Below are 20419 nucleotides of genomic sequence, written 5' to 3'. Positions count from 1 at the left end.
GCCTGCGAAAGGGCAGCTTCACAACTCCCGTCGTGCCGCTGAACCCAGCGCACTTTTTTGCGCCGCTCGATTCGAGCTCCGAGTCAAAGCAAGCATGCCGGTCGGCCGCAGCTTGGATAATTCATATATCGCCACTCAGGCACGCCTGAAGTCAGTCGTCAGTCTCGACGATGATGTCAACGTCCGCAAAGTTGGCGCAGTGGTTCCGTAGGTAATCTTGGAACTGATCCGTCTCCCCGTCTTAACAAGCACCCACAGTTGGCCTTCCGGCGACAGGATCAGCAAAGGGCTCACGGACACCTCGTGACCAAGCGCGGGAGAGACTCTACAGCGCCAAATGAGGGACACACACAAGACGATATGACGATCCCCCATCGGATGCCCACGGGCGCGCCTTGGCGGGCGAATGCTGATCACCGCCGGTACGGCACCAGTAAACTCGCGCCATCGCGCATCCACTCCACTTTCCTGGGTAGGCGCCAGAAGGCGAACGTGCCTAGCACGAAGATCCCTCCGAGATAGAAAGCCCAGACTGCGCCAGATCTGGCGAAGGCCGCGATGATCCAGAAAAACAGCGTGAACCAGACGAAGAGGGCTGTTCCGACCCGGCAACGCAGATTGCTGGTTGTGTCGAGCTCAACGCAGCGTTGCGCTCCGCAGCGCAGGCACACCAGGCATCCGCCGGTGACATGGCCATTACAGAACGGGCAGGTTCCAGCGGCATCGGTCCAATGCATGACGGTTCTCCGGGCAATTCAGTTGGGTTTGGGGCTGGTACTCGTATCGGCGGCTGTTGAGGCTGCCAGCCACGCCACCCGCCCACCGACATCAGAGGGCAACAGTCGCAATGGCCCTCGCCTTCTTGCAGCGCGGCCGAGTCCGTCATCGAACAGTCGCATCAGCTGTCGGGCGTCTTCGAACTGATCGAGCAGGATCTCGACAAGCTCGTCGTCCAAGGCTCTGGGCAGGCGCATCTCGGCATTCAAGGAGCGGTGTTCCTGCCAGACCGATGCGACGATTGATGCCCGCTCCGAACGTTTCGGGGCGAGTACATCGATTCGCCTGAAGCGGGAGCGCAGCGCGGAATCGATGCGTTCGGGGCGGTTGGCCGTGGCGATGAACAAGGACCGCGATACGTCGAACTCCTGATCGTAGAACTCGTCCCGCCAGCGCACGGCCGCTGAGCGATCAATCAGTCCGAGCAGGGTCGGCGCTACGGGATAGCGGCCGTCCGTGACCGCCTTGTCCAGCTCATCGAGCACGAACAGCGGCGAGGCGTTGGGGGTTCGCAGGAAGGCCTTGATGACCTGCCCCGGCGCGCCGGAATACCATTGCGATGTGCCGCCCGAAATCTCGAAGCTGGCACTCACTGACGGCAAGGTGATGCACTCGCAGTGCAGGCCCAGGGACTTCGCCAACTTCTCCGCCCACCAGGTCTTCCCGGCTGCCGGCGGGCCAGCCAGCAGCAGCGGCGGAATTCGAAGCTCTCGCCCACCCCGTCGCGCCAGCGCCAGCTGACCCAGCACGAACAGCGTGGCTTCCCTGAAGTTCGGGGCATCGACCAGCAGACGCTCGACCCGGCGCTGCATGGTCGTTGTGACGCGCACACGCTGTCGCATCGGGCCCTGCTCGACCAACTGCTGGTGCCAGACTTTGCGGTGATCGTCCCGGGCAAAGGTCGTTCCGCGATCAATGACCGGGGTTTTCCAGAGCTCGTGCTGTCCCTTGCCCGGCTTCACCGACTGCAAGTTCTGCAGCTGCAATCGGGCAACCGCTTCCTTGATATCAGGTTCCAGCATGTCGGCGGCCCACCACAGGCAGCCGTCGTCTGGAACATCGCTCTCTTCCTGCGGCATCGACAACGCAACGTAGTCCAGGGGCTCAGCCGGACCAACGCCCCGCCGTCCATTCCCGGCAAACAGGCACTCGCGGACAGCATTGGGCATGGCCAACGCCGCCATCGACCGCAGTCTCAGCCTGAGCCAATCCGCCACCGGCATGCCGTCGCGCTCTGCCAGCGCCGCAAGGACCAGCCGAAGCGGCTCACTCGCCAGGTCGTTGAGACGGAGTTCCGGGAAGGCCTGCAATTCCTTCTTCCAGCGTGACGATGACATGAGGGCGCCCTGTTCCCCGGAATCATCTATTATAACGTACCATTGCCGTACCATGCGGGCTGCGTTCGATCAATTTGCGATCAAGTACACTAAAGGCACCTTTCCTGGCATACCTACCATCGTGCGAATCGGCTACGCCCGCGCCACCCGCGACGACCCGGAGATGAAGGAGCAGCTGTTCCATCTGCAGGGATGCGATTCGATTCACACCGATTACGAAACGCTGGCGAGCGGCCGGATATCGGACACGCTGATGAGGTGCATTGAAGGGCTGAAACCGGGCGACGAGTTGCGGGTAACCCGAATCGAGCGCCTCGCATGCACATTGGCCGATCTGACGGACGTACTGACGGGCCTGGACCAGCAGGGCGCACATCTACAGATTGGCGACTGGTGGCCAGCGCCAGACATACCGCCCGGCGCACTTGCCGCGATCATCCAGAGACTGATCGACTTCGAAAGCGCCCATCGAAGTGAACAGACCCAGATCGGCGTAGCTGCCGCACGAGCCGAAGGCCGCATCGGCGGCAGGCGACACAAGCTCAAGGCCGAGCAGATCAAGCAACTTCAGTCCGCAATGGCCGAACCCGGCGCTGACCCCGTCGCCGTCGGCCAGCGTTTTGGCGTGGGGCGGGCTACGGTCTACAAGTACTTGAGGATGGTCGTGGAGTAGTGACTGGCAAATCCGTCGCGAGAGAGATCGCCGTCAGGCGATGGATGCCGTCATCGGGCGCCAGGCGTCATCGCATCCTCCTCATCGACCGGTTTTGCCCGGCAGGAGGCCCCGCCTCCAAAGGCATCCGCCGAGTACCGCCGGGAGATCTCATGGGCAACAAAAAGCATCTGCGCCACCCGAGCTGCCGCCTTGGCTTCGGGATGTTCGAGGAACATCGGACTGATATCTTCGGCGATCTCCACGAATCTCTCGATGGGGATTTCTGCGCAATAGGGGTGAGTCAGCACTGACATGATCGACGCAACGATGGTCGCCGTGTCGAAGCCGGGCGTCACTGAAGTCGAGCAGACAACATTCAGCACTTCGTCCAGGACCGCCAAGGCGTCGGCGTCATATCCCGCACGATTGAAGAACTGAACCAGACATTGTCGGCCCTCGGGCGAATTCAAGAACCATCCATGCGTGCTCCCTCTCAATCTATCGATTGATCTCTCGATCGCCACGACATGCTTGCGGAAAGCCTCCTCATCTCCCAAATCGAACCAGTCGCGATCGGGCGCCGCGGATATCCAGTCCATTTCGTTGCAGTACATGGGTTCCTCCTCATGGATACATTTCCAGGCTCTACATCGACGGATCGAGCAATTCGAGTCCATTGCTCTGATCCTCATCCTCCATCCTGTTCCCGTCGCCAACCTCACAGACATCGGGCTCCGGGTCCGGCCGTACCTCGACCGAATCGACGTGGACGTCGAGCTCTTCAACTTCTGTGCTTTCGACCGCGAGTCCGACGGAATCCGCTGACCAGCCACCAAAGTCAGAATTCAACCCACCGGGCGTCGTTCGAAGCGTCCCGCGCGAATCCGATTTGCCGAGTTCATCCAGCGCCATGCGCTTGACCTGGCTGCGCGACAGGTCTTCGGCAATCCCGGCATAGACGCTGCGGTCGGAATAGATGTGCAGTTCGTCGCGATGCCGTGAGCCCGCAACGTATCCCCATTCGCGGCTAGCCATGCGATCACTGACGAAAACCAGCACCTTGTCGGCTGTCACGCCCTGAGCTTTATGCGCAGTGACCGCGTAGCCGTGGGTCAGATGAGGGTAGTTCCCGGTATCGACGACGATCGATTCTGCGCCGTCGATATCTACCACCAGCGATCCAGCGTCAATCGCACGGACCGTGCCCAGCGTGCCGTTCTTGACTCCGAGATGGCGATCGTTGCGAAGAAAAAGCACGCGATCGCCAACCGAAAAACTGCAGCCGCTGACCGCAAGCGCTTCGATACCAAGCTTGCCGCGCTCTTTGAGCAGGCGCCGTGCTTCAGCGTTGATCTCGCGCACGTCCGCGCGCGTAGCAGCAAGCATCAGACATTCAGCGGGTCTGCTCGGATCGGACATGCGGGCCCAATCCTGAACCATCCGTGCGATCGTCCTGGGTTGGCCATCGCAAACGTGAATGCGCCTATCGCGAGCCAGAGTCTCGAGCGCGTCGCCCGCCCTTCCCTGCATCAGGTCGACGACAACCCGTCGGTCACCGTCATTGCGTTGGCGCCGGATATCAGACATTTCCGCGGCACCGAGCTCGGATGAAAGGCGACGAAAGACTCCACCAGCATCGATGGATTGCAGCTGACACGAATCTCCGACCAGCACTACTTTCGAAGATGCGGAAGCGGCAGCGGTGAGCAAGCGCTGCATCTGTGCAGTCCCCACCATGCCTGCTTCGTCGACCACGACTACCGTCTTGGGACCGAGCTTTCGAGCACCCGATTCCACCTCTGAAAGCAGGGAGTGCAGCGTTTGCGAGGAGATACCGCTGCCTTCCTGCAGCCCTTGGGCGGCCTTGCCGGCCAAGGCGGTGCCGATGACTTCGAAGCCCGAACTCTCCCAACACTCTCTCGCCGCCCCAAGCATGTATGACTTGCCGGTACCGGCGCGGCCTTCGACGATTGCGATACCGGCGTCCGATACGACGTGCTCCAAAGCGCGAGACTGCTCCGCACTCAGCGGTCGCTGGGACGCGGCGGCCGAGCAACGAAAGCCAACTTGACCGGCCAACGCTTGCGCTGCCGTGATCGCCTGCCGTTCCAACTCAAGCATCGAGCGTGTCGTATATCGCTCGCCATTGATCAACACGACTTCATCGCTGTCCAGCAGACGTGCCACTAGTTTCTGGACTCTATCAATACCTCCGCCAGCTACCTGCATCTGTTCTGAGACAAAGCGCCACATATCTTGGACTCTGAACACCGCATTGTTGGCGGTCAGGGCATTGAGTATCTCGTCGGGATCGATTGGCTTGAGCTTTGGGTGCGACGATCCGCGCAGCCCGACGGCCTCATGGTAGCCGAAGCCGACCGCCACGCCTCGCTCCCGCCATCCCTGACGCAACTCCTCTGGGTCCGCTTCCACTTTCCTTGCCCGAGTTGCCAGCGTAACCATCTCCATTTCGGCCGGGGAGCTAACGCCAGACTCCAATGCTGCGCGCTCGATATCGTTCCTTCGGCGCGAGAATTCCTTGCAGGCCGCATCCGGCACGCCATCAATTCGGAAGGCGCGACCGTCGGCAACGACGGCGTAGCCAAGCAACTGAAGCTCATGCGCGAGCTGAGCGCGATAAGCCGTCCCAGCAGCGGTTTGCCACGTGAATAGATTGCGGCTCTCAAGGGCACCCCAGCGACCGTCAGCGCGGAGACCGCAGTTGCAGACGAACGCGTGCGTGTGTAATTGCGGATCCAGCGCCCGACTCGAATCGTGGGCGAACAGCGCCGCCAGCATTCTTGCCGGCACCTGCGCTGCGCCTCCTTTGCCGACGCGGGCGCGAAGGGCGTTTCGCTCCAGCAATCCCAGTGCCGCGGTGACAGCCCGCTCATGAGCGCAGGTGATGGCAGCTTGCTGACTCGCGCCCAGTTGAGACCAGAGCACGCTGACTGACTTGGGCGAGCTGAAACAGAGATCCCACCCTGCACGATGCTCCGGTCCAGCGCGTTGAACCAATGCAGTTCCGTCCGGGCTCCGGCCTTCAGCAACCGCGCGAAACGCTTGAGCATCAACTTGCGGGTGGAGGCCCAGTTCAGACGCCGCCGCGCCCGCGTACCAGCGCCCGGGACTCGCAGTGTAGTAGTCGCCAGTTTGAAGATGGTCCTCGAAGTATTCCGCCGCTCCGCCAGCGCCGTTGTGGCTGCCAATTGTCAACATTTGGACAGAACCCAAAGGGTGCGTGGGGTGTGATCAATACTTTTTGCGTCCATACGAATCCACCATCGTCCTGTATGTTCCATGTGCGTCTTTTAGTTACTATAGTCGCCGCTATTTGTACGATTTGCGTCGTTGATGAGATCATTTTCTGGAGGGCAAAGCAATGCACGAAGATGCCGAGAGTCGAATGAAAGAGTTCCTCAAGACACTGGACCGACCGCGATCCGTCGCGGCGCGGGTCCGGGAAATGCTCCCGGAGATAGAGGAGAGTCGAAAACGAGGCGCCCGCTGGCCCGAGATCGCCGAAGTACTCGGGATCCCGCGATCCACGCTTCTGGCTGCGTACGCTCGCGCGAAGAAGGCAGTCGCCGTCAGCGAGGCTCGATCCAGCCCAGCGAAAGCTCGGTCATCCCGCGACGCCCCCCCTCCCGTACCGGCGCCGGCCGCGCCGAGTAGCAGCAAAAGGAAAATTGAGAGATGGAACGATTGATGATCGTGTCCCACGGCGAGAAAGGTGGCGTTGGCAAAAGCACCGTAGCGACGCTCTTGACGGAGCTTGCCCCATCTCGGCCCATGCTGGTCGAATGCGATGAATCGGCGCCGGACGTCGCCAGAAGGTATAGAGCATATGGATATCAGGGCGTATCGATTCCACTGCTGACCGCCGACAGCGCGGCTGATGCGTTGAGCGATTTGATGTCGGAGATCGAGGCCTGCGATGCCGACGTCGTGTTGGTAAACCTCCCAGCCGCCGCAAGCGCCGTGGTCGACGCATACGCCCAAGAGATCATCAGCGTCGCCCAACAGGTCCGTCGCAAGCTGGTGGTCACCTATGCCATCGGATCGAGCTACGACTCTGCAGCTGCCGCGAGAAAGTGTGCCGAGACTGGACTGGCGAGCGTTGCCGACGTGAGACTGGCGGTACTCAACACCTATTTCGGCCCGGCGCACAGACTGGGCTGGGACGATGACTGTCGCGCCGTCTGGGATGGCCCAGAGACGGTCCTACCCGCGCTCGCCGATCGAGTGACGGCACGTATCCGGTCAATCGAGGCGCCCTTGAGTCGGATCGCTGATGGCGACATGGGCGATGTGCCACTGGTGGACCGAGCACTGCTGCGCAGATGGATGCGTGAATGCCAGCCGCTGGCGGATGCCGTCTATGGATAGTCTCAGAGACGTTGCACTCAAGCGGCTCGCAGTTGCCGAGCAACTGGAGCTGTTACGCCTTGGTGCTGCTGCGCGACTGGCAGACGATGATTTCGTGTGGATCCTTCTGGCCGCCGCGATAAGACTGGACCTTGACCGGTTCACGCGCATCGCTACCAGTCATGTGCGCGCGAGATCGGAGCACGAAGTGACGCAACTGGTAGACCGCGCTGCTGAGCGAATCACGGACCTCACCCGCTACGCCATCAAGGGAGCGCGCTGGGAGCGTCCCGCCCATAAGCTTGCCTTAGTTGCGGCCACGGCGCTGATCCTGATGGCGACTCATCTATCTGTCTTTGCCCTTGCCGAGCGAGGCTGGATTGGCTACCTCCGAGAAGAGATTGCCGGACTACGAACGGCGCAGGCGGAGCTTGCCAAGAATCTGCCACCCAATTGGCTGACCTGGTCGGCTACCACTGCCGGTGAACGAGTGGCATTCGTCGCAAGAACCGTGAACCAGATAGAGCTACGGAATTGCTCGCTTGCAGGAAAGCCGGGCACATGCCTCCAGGTGAAGTGACTGCGGTCAATGGCTCTTACAGGGCATCGCGTCAATTCTAAGCACGGGTTGCGATCCCAAGTACCTCATTCGTCGATATTGCATCCATCGGGATGATTGCCGTAATCTCAACCTCGCAGCAACGGTCGCTCTCCCTGGCCCGCGAGGGCTGGGGTGGAAACATGAAGAGTCTGCTGTGTTTGCTGTCCTCGGCCCGCGAGAGTTCGAGGTTAAGAAGTAAGCGCGTTGCTGCGGTTGCATTCCTCGACCCAAAAGGGTTCGAGGTGGAGATGTAGAGGTGTTGCTGGAGTTGCATTCCTCGGCCCGAAAGGGCTCGAGATGGAAAGTTGTATCGGTAGCTGGAATTGCATTCCCAGGCCCGCGAGGGCCCGGTGTTCAAGCGGATAGGCAGTACCCAACCGACTTCATAGGTCGGTTGGGTTTTGTCGTCTCAGAATTCTTCTGCATGCAGCAATAATGCGAAGCAAAGGGAGCCCCGGCGAGCGGGCTCTTAGTGTGATGTCGCAAGAATGACCATTACTAAACCGTGATCAATTTCCTGGCAGCGCGGTCTACTGCTTTGATGAACCAGTTCTGCATCAAGTAAATCCGCAGCGTGGCAGCCAGCGGATAGGGTCGGCGGCCGCCACCAGCTTTCGGATAGTGCGGATCAATCAAGTACTGCAGCGTGAGCCAGGGAACCGCCTCTTCGATCTCCACCAAGAGTTTCTCCCGGCGCGTCCGCTTGCGCTTGCCCGGGTACTCAGCGACACCAAAACTCACCAGACTCATACGACCGAACACCCGGCATCCTTGACCCGATCAGACCACAAGAAGCGGAACTTGCTCAGAGCTTCCCTAGATGTGAGGCATTGCAATCATGACTGCGATTCGAAACCATCCCTGAAGAGTGTATTCCAGACTTGGAAAAATGAGAGCTCAAGCGGAGCCGCAAACTCCCCCGTTGCCAAGCCTGTAACGGCCGGATCATTTTGCAGTGCCCTTACACTCGAAGCGGTTCCTCCCCAAGCTTCGCAGGAAGCCCCCGGAGATACCTTTCTGGCCGGTATAGCCCTAACTTGCGGCATTTCTCCCTTTTCAGCGTAATAGACCTGTCCTGTGCCATGCCTCAGAAGAAACCCGCCGGCCACAGGCGGACCTATGAAGTACGCCTGTCCGCTGCAATCGGCAGTTGTGAAGTACAAGGACGAAAGTGTCGACGTTATGCCTCCGGCAATTGTGAAACGGTCACTTGAGATCACGCCCGTCAGCATATCCACGGCAAATGTATATCCTTTCGAACTGGCGACCCCCGTCAGGGAGCCGGTTAGCGAATCAACGGCATACCCAACCATCGCCTGGTTCGCGTCTACGATGATGGTGCCTTGCGCCTGAGTGGACGCAGACGTCGCGAGCAAGAAAATAGCCAGCAGTTGTCGCATTAGTCGGACCCTCAATTGGAGCGCGCAGGATTTCTCGGTTGGACAGTTTACGCCGATCGCCTGGCGATGAAGAAGCGCAAGCTGAGTCGGACTTTGGGGGGCCGGCAGCATGTCCGTGATCAGGACGGCACGGGATTCTACGAGCTTCCGCCTCGATGCTTGTGATGGTTGCAGGAACCGAGGTGAGGTTGCTCACGGGCTTGCATCGCGGCCCAAATTGTCGGCTCTGGCGGAGCGCTATTTCGAGTCGATATCGATCTCTCCGGCGCGTATTCCAAGGCCACTACGGGTGCCTTGAGTCAAGTTGTCGACGCCCAATCGCGATCACGTGCCATGGCAAATTCTTCAAGGGCCATTGGCGCTAATTGATCAACGGAAGGCTCCTAATCAGCTTCAACCTGGAGTCGACGACGGCGGCGATCCCGGCGCGTTCTCGGTGACGACTCTGACCGATCCTCTGCCCGCCAATCGAAAATTCCCGTCGCCGCAGGCAAGCATCAGACTTGACGTAGCCTAAATCAGCTAGTGGATCCGGTGGCAACCCCTATTCCAGCACGCTCGATGGCACCCAAAAAGCTTGCAATTTGCGCTGCTGCCTGCCGCGCAATCTGCCCTTCGTAGGCAGCAATGGAGGTCTCGACCTGATCGAACCAGTTTGTCGGATCAAGGCTCTGGTACCAGATCCAACCTCTTGAGTGACTGCCAGTTCCTACGCCGGCTGCGTGAAGACGTCGCCGCAGATCTGCAGCGATGTCCGAGCGTCCGTCGATGCCTTCACTGCACAATCCGTAGATGGCATTGCGACACCCCCAGGACTGGAATTCGAGATGGACTTCAAGAGCACGATGTGACTGGATTCGAAATCCGATGCCGCTATAGATCTTCGTCAGATCGTTTTCAGTGGCATCAATCCACCCGCCAAACCCGGGCAATGCTTCCAGCCGGCTGCGAAGCGTCGACTTGACTCGCTCCGCCAAGGCCCGGCGTAATGGCCAATTCGTGGCGTCGACGGCGAAGACGTGCCTGGTTAGCTCGGGGTTCATGCGAGCATGAATTCTCTTGGTCAATTCGCTGGATTGGACATCGATTGAGACTCTGATGGGAGTTGTCGGGCCGCGAGTGGGGTAGTCGAACAGCGGGCCGAATTCCGACCTGGCGGCGATCCGGAGCACTTCCAAGAGCTGCCTCATGATTCTCTTCGACAGGGTTCCATCGACGATTCCCGTCCAGACCGAGCGATCGTTCCACCAATAACGTTGCTCGAAGGGGCGCCACCATCCCCACCACGCTGTGGACTGGCCGATGCCGAGGGCCGCGTTGAGCGCCTCGATTAGCTGCGGGGAACCGGCGTCGTCCTGAACGTTGCGGCGACCGATGCCGAAGAAGCAATCGCCGCAATTGGATGCCTCGAACGCGAGCGCGAGTCTCAATGCACTGGCGGGATCACGTGCAATCTCGACCTGAGCGTGCTTCGTGTCCAAGGGCTTGGGGATCGACAACACCCAACCCTTGAATTCAGATTCAGCAATTCTTTGGAATTCATCCCGAAGTTGGCCCTCCAGATCTCGCAGCAAGAGTTGCCTGAGCTCCCGGGCGACGGGGGAGTACAAGTGCACGGCGGCATTGATGCCCTGGGTAGAGGCGAGCGCGGACTCCAGGATTAGTCTGGACTCGAAGTCTTCCGCGTCGTTGGAGAATCGAGTCGCGATGAATCGATCGAAGTCCCGCAGGAAGATCGAGACACGCTCGTTCTCACAGCAGCCAAGGCAATCCCGGAGCCAATCGCGCATGTCGCGGTAGCTCATCAGGTGAAGCGTACCTGCCCTCTCATGCGCCATGCGATCTTCGATCGCGACGCTGGCTTCCGCGGGCTGCTGGCCGTCGACCCCGGCCAGATAGAGCAGCTTGTACGGGCGACCGACTATCTTGAGATGCGCGAGATAGTCTGAAATCTGCGCCTGCTGATCTGCCGCCCAAGGCTTGTTCTCGATGGCAAGCACGCGATCACCGAAATTGACTTCGATATCGATGCGCCGCTGCTTGGCCACAATCCTGTCGGTAGCCACCTCCGTACGAACCGACACTGCTCCATTGATGGCGGAAGCATCTTTCCAGAATCGGACCAGGAAGCACTTGAGAAAGCGCTCACCCTGACCGTGGGGTCCTCTCGGATTCAGCATGTCCGCAAGAATCTGGGACAAGCCGATTTCGTCCGTGCGCGCATACCGAAGCACACTGAATTCGGGTGCAAGCTGCGGCTCGAGCTGCCGTCGATACTCGCTGAGCTGGCCGATCTGATGGCTAAGAGCCTCCAGCCACGCCAACACCTCAAAATCCGCGTTCTTCGACATGGAGCTACTCCCGTGAGCTAGCGTTGCCCGGCTGATCAACGCCGCCGTGTGGCCGGCAGATCAGGACATAGGGAATTTTGACGCCAATACCCGACAAAGTGTGTCGCGGCTCAGAGAGGCTTCAGGGCAATTTGGATACGTCAATCCACGAGACATGGCCCGACGATGCTGGGAGATTGGGGGCGAGACTGGCGGGAACATTGCGGGAAATTCCACGACCGTCCACTCGGGCAAATGAATGAGAGAGATTTTTCGTCTTTTAGATCAGCATCTTAGATGGCGCGCCCGGCGGGATTCGAACCCACGACCCCTGCCTTCGGAGGGCAGTACTCTATCCAGCTGAGCTACAGGCGCGTTGTTGGCAAGTCTAAGGCATTCGAGAACCATCCATGGTGCTCTACGCCGGCTTCGGCATCCATGCCTCAGCGTTCAGTTCTCGCGAGGTAGTGCCTCGCGTCCGCTGCGCGGACCGCCCTTCACCCAGCTGAGCTACAGGCGCGTTGTTGGCAAGTCTAAGGCATTCGAGAACCGTCCGTCCGGCCCGTCAGCATAGCTGCCGGGCGTTCGATCGGTCGCGCGCCATGGCGCGCAAGCCGTCCGCTGTTACCCCTGGTGCTCTACGCCGGCTTCGGCATTCATGCCTTGGCGTTCAGGTCTCGCGAGCGCGGAGCATACGCGAAGGCGGTACGGCGGGGTACGCCAGATTAGGGATTGCGGGAAGCGTCGGCTGGTCTCTGAATGCTGACGTGCAAAAAACCAAGGCTTACGAATTGTTCACAAGGCGTTAGACTGCGCGCTGATTGCGCACGATTCGCGTTAACCGGGGATGGAGGCGACATGCATCACAAGACCACAACATGGATGGCGATGGGTTTGCTGGCGATGAGTTCAATCGCCCATGCGCAGAATCCAGCCATTGATCAGCTGAGCCAGTTTGCGAATTCGGCAACGACCCTGAACAACGCTCGGGCCATAGGCACGCTGTGTTTTGCCGGCAACCGGCTGAGCGCACGACTGCAAAGTGACTGCAATACCCTGGTGGGTGCGGCCTTCGGTGCCGACCCGGCCCTGGATACCGCGGTGCGCAGTGCATTGGCGCGGATCACCGCTGACAACGCCACCATCCCGTTGGATCGCTCTGGCCTCGGCAAGGCCAGCTTGGTGCCGGTGGCGCCCAGCGGCAGCGGCCCGGGCTGGGCGGCATTGATGACTGCCGATCCTTCGGTGGTGGCGATGAGCCTGTCTGGTGACGGTGATGGGGCTGACTGGTCACTGTTCGTGAATGCCCGCTTCGATCAGAACGACCGCGACCGCAGTGCCAACGAGGATGGTTTCAGCAGCGATGGCAATGCCGCCACGGTGGGTGTCGATCTGCGCACCAGCCCGAACTCCCACGTCGGCGCAGCGGTCAGCTTCGGCCGCAGCAATCTCGATTACACCGGCGCCTCGGGCAAGCTGGACACGCGTGAAACGGGCTTCAACCTGTTTGCCGGTTGGCAAGCCGACAATGGCTTCTATCTGGACTCCCTGCTGACCTTCAATCGGCGCAAGCAGGATCAGGTGCGGCGGATTGCCTATGGTCTCGGCAGCTCCTCGGTAGACCAGAGCTTTGATTCCAAGTTCGACAGTGACGAGCGCCTGCTGGCACTGACGGCCGGTTTCCAGGTGAACCGCGGTGCGGCCAGCTTCAATCCCTATCTGCGGGTGGAACTGGTCAAGGCCGACAGCGATGGCTACACCGAAATCTCGCGCAATCCCACGGCCAACGGTGGCGGCTGGGCACTGCAGGTGGCGCCCATAGACGAGTCCTTCAATCGCACGGCGTTGGGCATGCGCGCGGCCTATGCCATCAGCGGCAGCAATGGGGTCTACCTGCCCTTTGTCGATCTGTCACTGATCAAGGTGAACGGCGCCAACAATGAACCCGCCAGCGTGCGCTACACCGGCGATCTGTCGGCCAATGTCAACCTGAGCGCCGTCGACTTCCTGATGGTGGCAGATGCCGAAGACAACAGCTATGGCAGTGCCGCGCTGGGCATGAGCGCGCAGTGGGCCAATGGCTGGTCGGGCTTCTTCAGCTATCGCCGCAACTTCGCCGAAAGCCGCTACACCCAGGAACAGATCAACCTCGGCCTGCGCATGGAGTTCTGATCGGCAACGCGGCGTAGAGCGCAGTGCCACAATGGGCTGCGCTGCAGCGACGGCAACGCTCGGGCCGGCAATTGCCGGCCCGAGTCGTTCCTGGCTTACTTGAACGAGTAGTGGGTGTTCAATCCGACGATGTACACGCCGGTATTCGAGCCGCCCACATCCACGCTGTAGTAGCTGACACCCAGGCCCGCGCCGAAGCGTTCCGTGAAGTTGTATCCGAAACCGGCACCGGCGTAGAGGTCGGTGCCGCTGTCGTTGTCCCTGAGCGTGGCAGTGCCGGGCACGCTGAGCTTGAAATCGGCGTCCCAGGCCCAGAAACCGATGCGCCCGGTCAGATACCAGGAATCGCCAGTGTTGATCAGCGCATTCAGACCCAGCGTGAAGCCGTCGATGCCGACCTCGGCCTTGGCACGGCCGCCAGTCACGTCGAAGTTGTCCTTGAAATCACCAAAACGGGTGTAGCCGCCTTCCATGCCGAGCGTGTCGTTGAAGCGATAGACCAGGGAGGTGCTGCTGGAGAAGGACTGATCGTCAATCCCGTTCTCGTCGACATAGCCCAGACCGGTGTAGCCACTGGTCTCCCAGTTGCTGGCTGCGGCGATGTTGCCGCTCAGTGCGGCGACGAGTCCGAGCAGGTACAGCGTGGTATTGGATTTCATGGCTTTGGACGTCCTTATTCGGTTTGAGTGGGTGCAGGCGGAAATCAAGGCTTGCGCTTCAGCCGGCAGCTTCTGAAGGTCCGTGGACAAGCGCAGCCACCGGGTGGCTGCGCCTGCGAGCGCGAATGATGGACCACGAACCCTGAACACGCAGTCTTGGGCGCGTGCGGGCCGCTGCGGCAGCGGCCTGATCGTTCACCCCGTCGTATTCGACAAATGATGACGCTGCAACATGGCCGTCATAAATGCTTCCTAGACTGATCCCATCGCTTTCTCCAAGCGCTCTCGGTCCGCGTCATGAACCCTATGCCTATGCGCATGTGCATTGCTGCTGCGTGCACGCTGCTGTTTGTCACCGCTCCCGTGTCGGCCCAGTCGGGCGGTTCCCCCGGCGCCCTGGCGGAATCCTTGATCAAGTTGCGCTCGGAGGTGGAGCAGCTCAACAACGACGTCGAGCTGACGCGCCTGGAGGCGCGCACGCAGATGGCGGCGCTGTCAGCCCAGAAGGCAGAGCTTCAAGCCTCGGTCAATCGCGCCGAATTGAATGCACGCAAGCTGCGCGAGGATCTGGCCAAGAAGCAGGCCGAAGCCGAATCGGCCGGTGTCGCTGGCGATGCGCTGAAGCCGGTGTTGCTGAGCGCACTGCAACAACTGCGACAGCGGATTGCATCCGGGCTGCCCTTCAAGCAGAGCGAACGGCTGGCCGAGCTGGACGAGCTTCAGCGTCAGGTCGAATCGGGCACCTTGGCCACGCCTCGCGCAGCCAACCGCCTGTGGGCCTTCTATGAGGACGAGTTCCGGATCACGCGCGAGAACGGCATCTACAGCCAAACCATCCCGCTGGACGGCGCCGAGGTGCTGGCGGACGTCGCCAAGGTCGGGTCGATGATGCTGTTCTTCCGTCTGAGCGACGGCCGCGTCGGCATGGCCAAGTCGGTCGGCGGCGACTGGCGTTTCGAGGTCCTGACCGATCCGGCCGATCAGAAACGCGTGCTGGCCTATTTTGATGCCCTCGGCAAGCAGATCCGCCAGGGCTGGTTCGAACTGCCCAATGCGCTGGCCGGAGGTGTGCAATGAAGCGCGCGAAGCATGGCCTGATGGCGCTGTGCCTGCTGATCGCCAGCGGGCTGTCGGCGCAGAATCCGGAGCCGGCCAAGACCGCCGCCGCCACGACGCCGGCGCCGGCGCCGGTCGCAGCAGCCACGCCGCCCGCGGCCAAACCAGTCTCGGTCGACGAAGCCTATCGCAAGGAATTCGCCTTCCTGTCGGCGCAGAAGCGCGAGCTGGCGGCGCAGTTGCAGCAGATGCAGCGCAACTCGACGCAGCAACAAGCTGCACTGAACTCGGAAATCGCCGCGCTCGAGTCCCGCGTACTGGCGCTGGACAACGAGACCAGCCGGCTCGCCGACGAATCGAATCTGGCCGAAGAAGCCGCCATCAACAACGAGGAAACCAGCAATCTGCTGGCGGCTACCTTTGCCCAGGCCAGCGCCACGCTGGAAGGCTTCGGCATTGAACTGATGAAGTCGGAGCCCTTTGCGGCGCTGGCCGATGGCGACAAGACCGCGCAGATGTTTGCCGCCGCCGACCAGAAGCTGGGCGAGTTGTCGACCGTGCGCAAGCAGCCGGGCAGCTTCTTCCTGGCCGACGGCACCCAGGTGGAGGGCACGCTGCTGCGCCTGGGCAATATCGCTGTCTACGGCATCAGCGATCAGGGTGCCGGTGCGCTGGTGCCTGCCGGCGGCGGCCAGTTCAAGCTCTGGCGCGAGCCCTCGGCCGACATCGCCAAGGCGCTGGCCGCGGGCGAGAAGCCCGCTGTGCTGCCGGTGTTCGTGTTTGAAAGTGCAGCCTCGGCCATCGCCGAACCGGAGAAGAAAACGGTCAGTGGCGAAGTCGCCAAGGGCGGTCCCATCGGCTATGTGATCCTGGCGCTGGGTGCCATTGCCATGGTGCTGGTGGTACTGCGCGCGATCTTCCTCTCGCAGGCCGGTGCCGCCGTGCAGCCGACCATTGCCGCCGCCGCGCCGCTGGTGCGTCAGCACCGTGCCGCCGAAGCCATCGATGCGGTCAAGCAGCGCAAGGGCTCGGCCGCCCGAGTGGTGACCGCCGCGCTGCGCAACATCGAACGTGAGCGCGAGCATCTGGAAGACATCATTTCCGAGGCCATCCTGCACGAAAGCACGCGCCTGAACCGCTTTGGCTCGATCATCCTGATGGTGGCTGCCGTGGCGCCGCTGCTGGGTCTGCTCGGTACCGTGACCGGCATGATCCAGACCTTCGATGTGATCACCGAGTTCGGCACCAGCGATCCCAAACTGCTGGCTGGCGGCATCGCCACCGCGCTGGTCACCACCGAGCTTGGCCTGATCGTTGCCATTCCCTGCCTGCTGCTCGGCAACCTGCTGTCTGGCTGGGCCGAGCGCATCAAGGACGATATGGAACAGGGCGCGATCAAGGTCATCAACATGTACCAGGAGCGTCGCGACAGCACGCTCTCGGCGAAGGCGGCTTGATGAGTGACGCTGCGCTCCGAGGGCACGAGGCACGAGGGCAAGAGGGCGAGAGGGCACGAGGGCACGCAACAGCTGCCACGCGCCAATTCACGCCCGACCCGCCTCTCAATGGCAGCCGGTTGCACGAGACGCGCTTTTTCGTGCCCTCGTGCCCTCGCGCCCTCGTGCCCTCTTTCCTCCGCGCCCTCGTGCCCTCAGGTATCTCCCAATGATCGGCGATCGCGTCCATAGCGTAGGCAGCGCCGCAGAGGCCATCGGCGCCTATCTGCAGAACGGCGGGCTGGTGATGCCGCCGCTGGTGCTATGCGTGGTGGTGCTGTGGTTCGCCATCGGCTGGCGCTGGGTCACGCTCAATCGTGGCGGCGCCAAGAGTGTGCGTGTGCTGATCAACAACCGATTGCGTGACAAGCCCAGGGTACTCAAGGGCATCGTCGATACTGCGGTCAATCAGGGTGTCGCTCTGTGGGCCGAGCACAAGCCTTATCTGCGCGAACGCCTGGACGAGGCCTTTGGACATTATCAGAGCGAGATCAAGCGCTATTCGCTGGTGGTCTCGACCATTGTCGCCATTGCTCCGCTGCTGGGCCTGCTCGGCACCGTGATCGGCATGATCGAGACCTTCAACTCGCTCGGCGACATGACCCTGTTCAGCCAGACCGGCGGCATCGCCGGCGGTATCGCCACCGCGCTGTTCACCACCCAGATGGGACTGGTGGTGGCGGTGCCTGGCTACATCGTCAAGAGCGTGCTCGACCGGCGTCAACGCCAGATCGAACATGACCTTGCCCAGATCAAAGACATCTTGTGCTCGCTGTCACCGGCGCGCCCGGAGATCCATCCATGAGTTTTCGCCGTCACCAGGACAAACCCGCCGAAGGTGGTGTCGATCTGACCCCGATGATCGACATGACCTTCATCCTGCTGATCTTCTTCATGGTCAGCACCACCTTCGTCAAGGACATGAAGGTCGATATCGACCGCCCCGGCGCCACCGCCACCCAGGTGGCCTCGACCAAGGCCGTGCGCGTGTACATCGACAAGCAGGGACAGACCTACATCGACGGCGAGCCGGTGCAGATCTGGACGCTGCAGAGCCGCATCCGCGACCAGATCAAGGCCATGACCAGCAAGAGCGTGCTGGTGGTCACCGACGAACTGGTGCCTTCCGGACGCCTGGTGGAAGTGGTCGATCAGGCCCGCCTGGCAGGTGCCGAGGATATCGGCGTGGCGACGTCGGTTGAGGCGGGAGAGGGCTGATGAACCGGCTTCGCCAAACTGGCTCGGCACTCCTGTGGGAGCGGGCTCTGCCCGCGATGCCGCGGCTGGGGGAGCAGGCTATGTCTGGGATCTTGAGCCGCCGATCGCGGACGGAGTCCGCTCCCACAGGGGCCAGAGCATCGCGGACGGAGTCCGCTCCCACAGGGGCAGCAGGGGCTGTCGGGGTGGCGCGACCATGATCGCCACGCGCTCCCGTCGTCTTGGCGCCGCGCTGTTGAGCACGGCCATCGGCTTGATGCTGGTCGGCAGTTCGATCCTGTGGATGAATCGCAAGGCCGATCTGCGCAGCGGCGAATCGGGCACGGCGATCTCGCAGATCGTGGCCGAGAAGAAGGAAAAGCCCAAGCCCAAGCGTGAGGTGCAGAAACGTGAGCCGCCCAAGCGTCAGCCCAAACGGGCGCCGGCGCCGCCGTCGGCGAATCTGGGCTCGGCGCTGGCCGGCCTGGATTTCGGCCTGCCGCAATACGAATCCGAAGACTTGTCGGCGCTGGGCAGCAATCTGCTCGGCGACGGCAAGGACGTGGTCATGACCGATTCCTCGGTCGATGTGCCACCGCGACCGATGGTGCAAAGTGCCATCCCCTACCCGCTGCGCGCCAAGGCCCAGGGCGTGGAGGGCTATGTCCTGCTGAGCGTGCTGATCAGCCCCACCGGCCAGGTCGAGCGGGTCAAGGTGCTCGAATCGCAGCCGGCAGGCGTCTTCGAAGCCGCCGCCGAAGCCGGCGTCAAGACCTGGAAATTCGAACCCGCCCAGTACCAGGGTCAAGCCGTACGCGTGTGGGCCACGCAGCGGGTGAGGTTTGATTTGTCATGAGCACGACCCTGGTCGCGAAAATCCTGCGTTGCGGCAAGCAAGGTGAAACGTCAAACGTAAAACGTCAATATGAAGGCGGAAACATCGGGGCTTTCGGCTTTTTTTCACGTTTCACGTTTTACGTTTTACAAAGGCACCCGAGCGAGTCGCGCCAGAACCGAAAAGCTCCCGGCCCCCAGCACCCCCCTTCACGTTTCACGTTTCACGTTTTACTCCTGCTCGCCTCAGTGCTGCTCACAGCCGCATCGCTCCCGACCCACGCCAAGACGGCATCGGACCAACCCGACTTCCTCGAACTCGCCGCGGTGCTGGCCTCTGACGGCAACTACGACAAGGCGGCGATCGAGTACGCCAAGGTCGATGCGGCCGATCCCGAGCTGGATGCGATCAAGTACTACACGCTGGGCGGGCTGATTGCCTTGAACCGGCAGCAGCCGGAAGCGGCGGTCGCGGCCTTTGAACGGGCGATCGCGGCGGGGCAGTCCGAGCCGACGATCTATCTGTATCTGGCGCAGGCGCAATTCGGGCTGGAACGTTATGCCGATGTGCTGAAGACGCTGGATCGCGCCGGTGCGGCCTTCGACACGCTGGCGCCGGTATTCCTCATGCGCGCACAGGCGCACTGGTTGTTGAAGGATCACGCCCAGGCCTTTGCGGTGCTGGCCGATGGCGCGCGGCGCTTTCCAGCCAACACCCAGTTCCTGCGCCGCGAGGTGTTCTTCCTGATGGAGCTTGGGCTGTACCAGGAAGCGGCCGCCCGCGGTCAGCAGTATCTGGCGGTGGCCGAAGGCAAGGAAGAGGACTATGTGGCCATCGGCAACGCGCTGAAGCGCGCGCGCCAGTTTGACGGCGCGCTGCTGTTTCTGGAATCGGCGCGAATGAAGTTTCCCGAAAGCCAGAACGTGATCAAGGTGCTCGCTGCGACCTATCTGGAAAAGGGCGAGCCGCTGGCCGCCGGCGAGCTGATGTATAGAGCCAGTCTCAGCGACCCCACGCTGAAGCCGGAAGCCGCCGAGCTGTTCCGCCGCGCCAAGCTCTATGCGCGGGCCCTGGCGGTGAATGCGCAGATTGAAGATCAGCCGCTGAAGCTGAAGCAGCGACTGGGCATCCTGATTGAGTTGGGTCGTTTCGCCGAGGTGCGCGGCATGGAGCTGGCGCTGACGCGCACGCGACTGCTGGAGGACGAAGACGTGCGTTATGCGCTGGCCTACGCCCTGTTCAAGGAAGGCGATTTCGCCGCCGCCGAAGCGCATCTGACCAAGTTGACCAAGCCGGACCTGTTCCGCAAGGCCACCGAATTGCGCCAGTCGATGCAGGACTGCGCAGCGGAGCGCTGGCGTTGCGTGTAGGACCAGCCAAAGCGGGAGCAGGCCTTTCTGTGGGAGCGGGCTCTGCCCGCGATCCGGGGCCCGACCAGAAGCATCGCGGGCAGAGCCCGCTCCCACAGAAGAAGCGCCATGCAGCAGGTCACGTTGGCCGCCCAGCGGGCTACGTGACGCGGTGAAGCGCCAGTTC

At 61.6% G+C, this 20419-nt stretch carries 17 protein-coding genes and 1 tRNA gene; 10 read left to right on the top strand and 8 right to left on the bottom strand.

Features of this window, described 5'->3' with window-relative positions:
• Window positions 1-413 precede the first annotated feature (413 nt).
• Together H7A19_18710 and H7A19_18705 are read right to left on the bottom strand one after the other, a co-directional pair.
• On the bottom strand, window positions 414-737 hold the full coding sequence (locus H7A19_18710; protein ID MCP5476865.1) for a hypothetical protein: 324 nt from the start codon (window positions 735-737) through the stop codon (window positions 414-416).
• Between the two features lie 18 nt (window positions 738-755).
• Complete coding sequence (locus H7A19_18705) at window positions 756-2114, bottom strand: AAA family ATPase (GenBank protein MCP5476864.1); 1359 nt, start codon at window positions 2112-2114, stop codon at window positions 756-758.
• Window positions 2115-2166: 52 nt separating this feature from the next.
• Here H7A19_18705 and H7A19_18700 point away from each other — a divergent pair, with 52 nt between their 5' ends.
• Window positions 2167-2787: a recombinase family protein gene (locus H7A19_18700; protein MCP5476863.1), complete on the top strand. Its 621-nt coding sequence runs from the start codon at window positions 2167-2169 to the stop codon at window positions 2785-2787.
• Window positions 2788-2837: 50 nt separating this feature from the next.
• On the opposite strand, the gene H7A19_18695 is transcribed toward H7A19_18700, so the two are convergent.
• A complete protein-coding gene (locus H7A19_18695; protein ID MCP5476862.1) occupies window positions 2838-3383 on the bottom strand; it encodes a hypothetical protein in 546 nt (181 codons plus the stop codon).
• A gap of 31 nt (window positions 3384-3414) precedes the next feature.
• The gene (locus tag H7A19_18690; protein MCP5476861.1) at window positions 3415-5988 is read right to left on the bottom strand and encodes a relaxase domain-containing protein; all 2574 of its coding nucleotides are present in this window, start codon (window positions 5986-5988) and stop codon (window positions 3415-3417) included.
• A 477-nt stretch (window positions 5989-6465) separates the two neighbouring features.
• On the opposite strand from H7A19_18690, the gene H7A19_18685 reads away from it, so the two are divergent.
• Together H7A19_18685 and H7A19_18680 are read left to right on the top strand one after the other, a co-directional pair.
• The gene (locus H7A19_18685; protein ID MCP5476860.1) at window positions 6466-7158 is read left to right on the top strand and encodes a hypothetical protein; all 693 of its coding nucleotides are present in this window, start codon (window positions 6466-6468) and stop codon (window positions 7156-7158) included.
• The gene (locus H7A19_18680; GenBank protein MCP5476859.1) at window positions 7151-7717 is read left to right on the top strand and encodes a hypothetical protein; all 567 of its coding nucleotides are present in this window, start codon (window positions 7151-7153) and stop codon (window positions 7715-7717) included. Before H7A19_18685 ends, H7A19_18680 begins: the two co-directional genes overlap by 8 nt.
• 519 nt (window positions 7718-8236) lie before the next feature.
• Here the strand turns inward: H7A19_18680 and H7A19_18675 are convergent.
• The 3 genes from H7A19_18675 to H7A19_18665 all read right to left on the bottom strand — a co-directional run bounded on the left by H7A19_18675 (window position 8237) and on the right by H7A19_18665 (window position 11843).
• Window positions 8237-8488: a hypothetical protein gene (locus tag H7A19_18675; protein ID MCP5476858.1), complete on the bottom strand. Its 252-nt coding sequence runs from the start codon at window positions 8486-8488 to the stop codon at window positions 8237-8239.
• A gap of 1168 nt (window positions 8489-9656) precedes the next feature.
• Window positions 9657-11489, bottom strand: a complete 1833-nt coding sequence (locus tag H7A19_18670; GenBank protein ID MCP5476857.1) for a PD-(D/E)XK nuclease family protein — start codon at window positions 11487-11489, stop codon at window positions 9657-9659.
• Between the two features lie 277 nt (window positions 11490-11766).
• A tRNA-Arg gene (locus H7A19_18665) sits at window positions 11767-11843 on the bottom strand.
• Between the two features lie 483 nt (window positions 11844-12326).
• Here H7A19_18665 and H7A19_18660 point away from each other — a divergent pair.
• The gene (locus H7A19_18660; protein ID MCP5476856.1) at window positions 12327-13640 is read left to right on the top strand and encodes an autotransporter outer membrane beta-barrel domain-containing protein; all 1314 of its coding nucleotides are present in this window, start codon (window positions 12327-12329) and stop codon (window positions 13638-13640) included.
• A gap of 95 nt (window positions 13641-13735) precedes the next feature.
• On the opposite strand, the gene H7A19_18655 is transcribed toward H7A19_18660, so the two are convergent.
• Window positions 13736-14299 carry an outer membrane beta-barrel protein gene (locus H7A19_18655; protein ID MCP5476855.1) on the bottom strand — a complete coding sequence of 188 codons (564 nt, stop codon included), beginning with the start codon at window positions 14297-14299 and terminating at the stop codon, window positions 13736-13738.
• A gap of 297 nt (window positions 14300-14596) precedes the next feature.
• Here H7A19_18655 and H7A19_18650 point away from each other — a divergent pair, with 297 nt between their 5' ends.
• The 6 genes from H7A19_18650 (at window position 14597) to H7A19_18625 (ending at window position 20253) form a co-directional block, all read left to right on the top strand.
• Window positions 14597-15376 (top strand): DUF3450 family protein, encoded by a 780-nt coding sequence (locus H7A19_18650; protein ID MCP5476854.1) that lies wholly within the window; start codon window positions 14597-14599, stop codon window positions 15374-15376.
• 227 nt (window positions 15377-15603) lie between these two features.
• The gene (locus H7A19_18645; protein ID MCP5476853.1) at window positions 15604-16812 is read left to right on the top strand and encodes a MotA/TolQ/ExbB proton channel family protein; all 1209 of its coding nucleotides are present in this window, start codon (window positions 15604-15606) and stop codon (window positions 16810-16812) included.
• A gap of 208 nt (window positions 16813-17020) precedes the next feature.
• Window positions 17021-17656, top strand: coding sequence for a MotA/TolQ/ExbB proton channel family protein (locus tag H7A19_18640; protein MCP5476852.1), 636 nt, complete (start codon window positions 17021-17023; stop codon window positions 17654-17656).
• The gene (locus H7A19_18635) at window positions 17653-18069 is read left to right on the top strand and encodes a biopolymer transporter ExbD (protein MCP5476851.1); all 417 of its coding nucleotides are present in this window, start codon (window positions 17653-17655) and stop codon (window positions 18067-18069) included. The genes H7A19_18640 and H7A19_18635 overlap by 4 nt, the downstream gene beginning before the upstream one ends.
• Window positions 18070-18265: 196 nt before the next feature.
• On the top strand, window positions 18266-18904 hold the full coding sequence (locus H7A19_18630; protein MCP5476850.1) for an energy transducer TonB: 639 nt from the start codon (window positions 18266-18268) through the stop codon (window positions 18902-18904).
• Between the two features lie 227 nt (window positions 18905-19131).
• A complete protein-coding gene (locus tag H7A19_18625) occupies window positions 19132-20253 on the top strand; it encodes a hypothetical protein (protein ID MCP5476849.1) in 1122 nt (373 codons plus the stop codon).
• Window positions 20254-20419: the final 166 nt, after the last annotated feature.

It is taken from the genome of Rhodanobacteraceae bacterium (assembly GCA_024234055.1).
Taxonomy (GTDB): Bacteria; Pseudomonadota; Gammaproteobacteria; order Xanthomonadales; family SZUA-5; genus JADKFD01.
This window is presented reverse-complemented; position numbering and strand designations above follow the sequence as displayed.

Bases quoted from the DNA above. Each gene is read 5' to 3' on its own strand.
- H7A19_18710 (MCP5476865.1), bottom strand. From the start codon at position 737: ATGCATTGGACCGATGCCGCTGGAACCTGCCCGTTCTGTAATGGCCAT.
- H7A19_18705 (MCP5476864.1), bottom strand. From the start codon at position 2,114: ATGTCATCGTCACGCTGGAAGAAGGAATTGCAGGCCTTCCCGGAACTC.
- H7A19_18700 (MCP5476863.1), top strand. From the start codon at position 2,167: ATGCGGGCTGCGTTCGATCAATTTGCGATCAAGTACACTAAAGGCACC.
- H7A19_18695 (MCP5476862.1), bottom strand. From the start codon at position 3,383: ATGTACTGCAACGAAATGGACTGGATATCCGCGGCGCCCGATCGCGAC.
- H7A19_18690 (MCP5476861.1), bottom strand. From the start codon at position 5,988: ATGTTGACAATTGGCAGCCACAACGGCGCTGGCGGAGCGGCGGAATAC.
- H7A19_18685 (MCP5476860.1), top strand. From the start codon at position 6,466: ATGGAACGATTGATGATCGTGTCCCACGGCGAGAAAGGTGGCGTTGGC.
- H7A19_18680 (MCP5476859.1), top strand. From the start codon at position 7,151: ATGGATAGTCTCAGAGACGTTGCACTCAAGCGGCTCGCAGTTGCCGAG.
- H7A19_18675 (MCP5476858.1), bottom strand. From the start codon at position 8,488: ATGAGTCTGGTGAGTTTTGGTGTCGCTGAGTACCCGGGCAAGCGCAAG.
- H7A19_18670 (MCP5476857.1), bottom strand. From the start codon at position 11,489: ATGTCGAAGAACGCGGATTTTGAGGTGTTGGCGTGGCTGGAGGCTCTT.
- H7A19_18660 (MCP5476856.1), top strand. From the start codon at position 12,327: ATGCATCACAAGACCACAACATGGATGGCGATGGGTTTGCTGGCGATG.
- H7A19_18655 (MCP5476855.1), bottom strand. From the start codon at position 14,299: ATGAAATCCAATACCACGCTGTACCTGCTCGGACTCGTCGCCGCACTG.
- H7A19_18650 (MCP5476854.1), top strand. From the start codon at position 14,597: ATGAACCCTATGCCTATGCGCATGTGCATTGCTGCTGCGTGCACGCTG.
- H7A19_18645 (MCP5476853.1), top strand. From the start codon at position 15,604: ATGCAGCGCAACTCGACGCAGCAACAAGCTGCACTGAACTCGGAAATC.
- H7A19_18640 (MCP5476852.1), top strand. From the start codon at position 17,021: ATGATCGGCGATCGCGTCCATAGCGTAGGCAGCGCCGCAGAGGCCATC.
- H7A19_18635 (MCP5476851.1), top strand. From the start codon at position 17,653: ATGAGTTTTCGCCGTCACCAGGACAAACCCGCCGAAGGTGGTGTCGAT.
- H7A19_18630 (MCP5476850.1), top strand. From the start codon at position 18,266: ATGATCGCCACGCGCTCCCGTCGTCTTGGCGCCGCGCTGTTGAGCACG.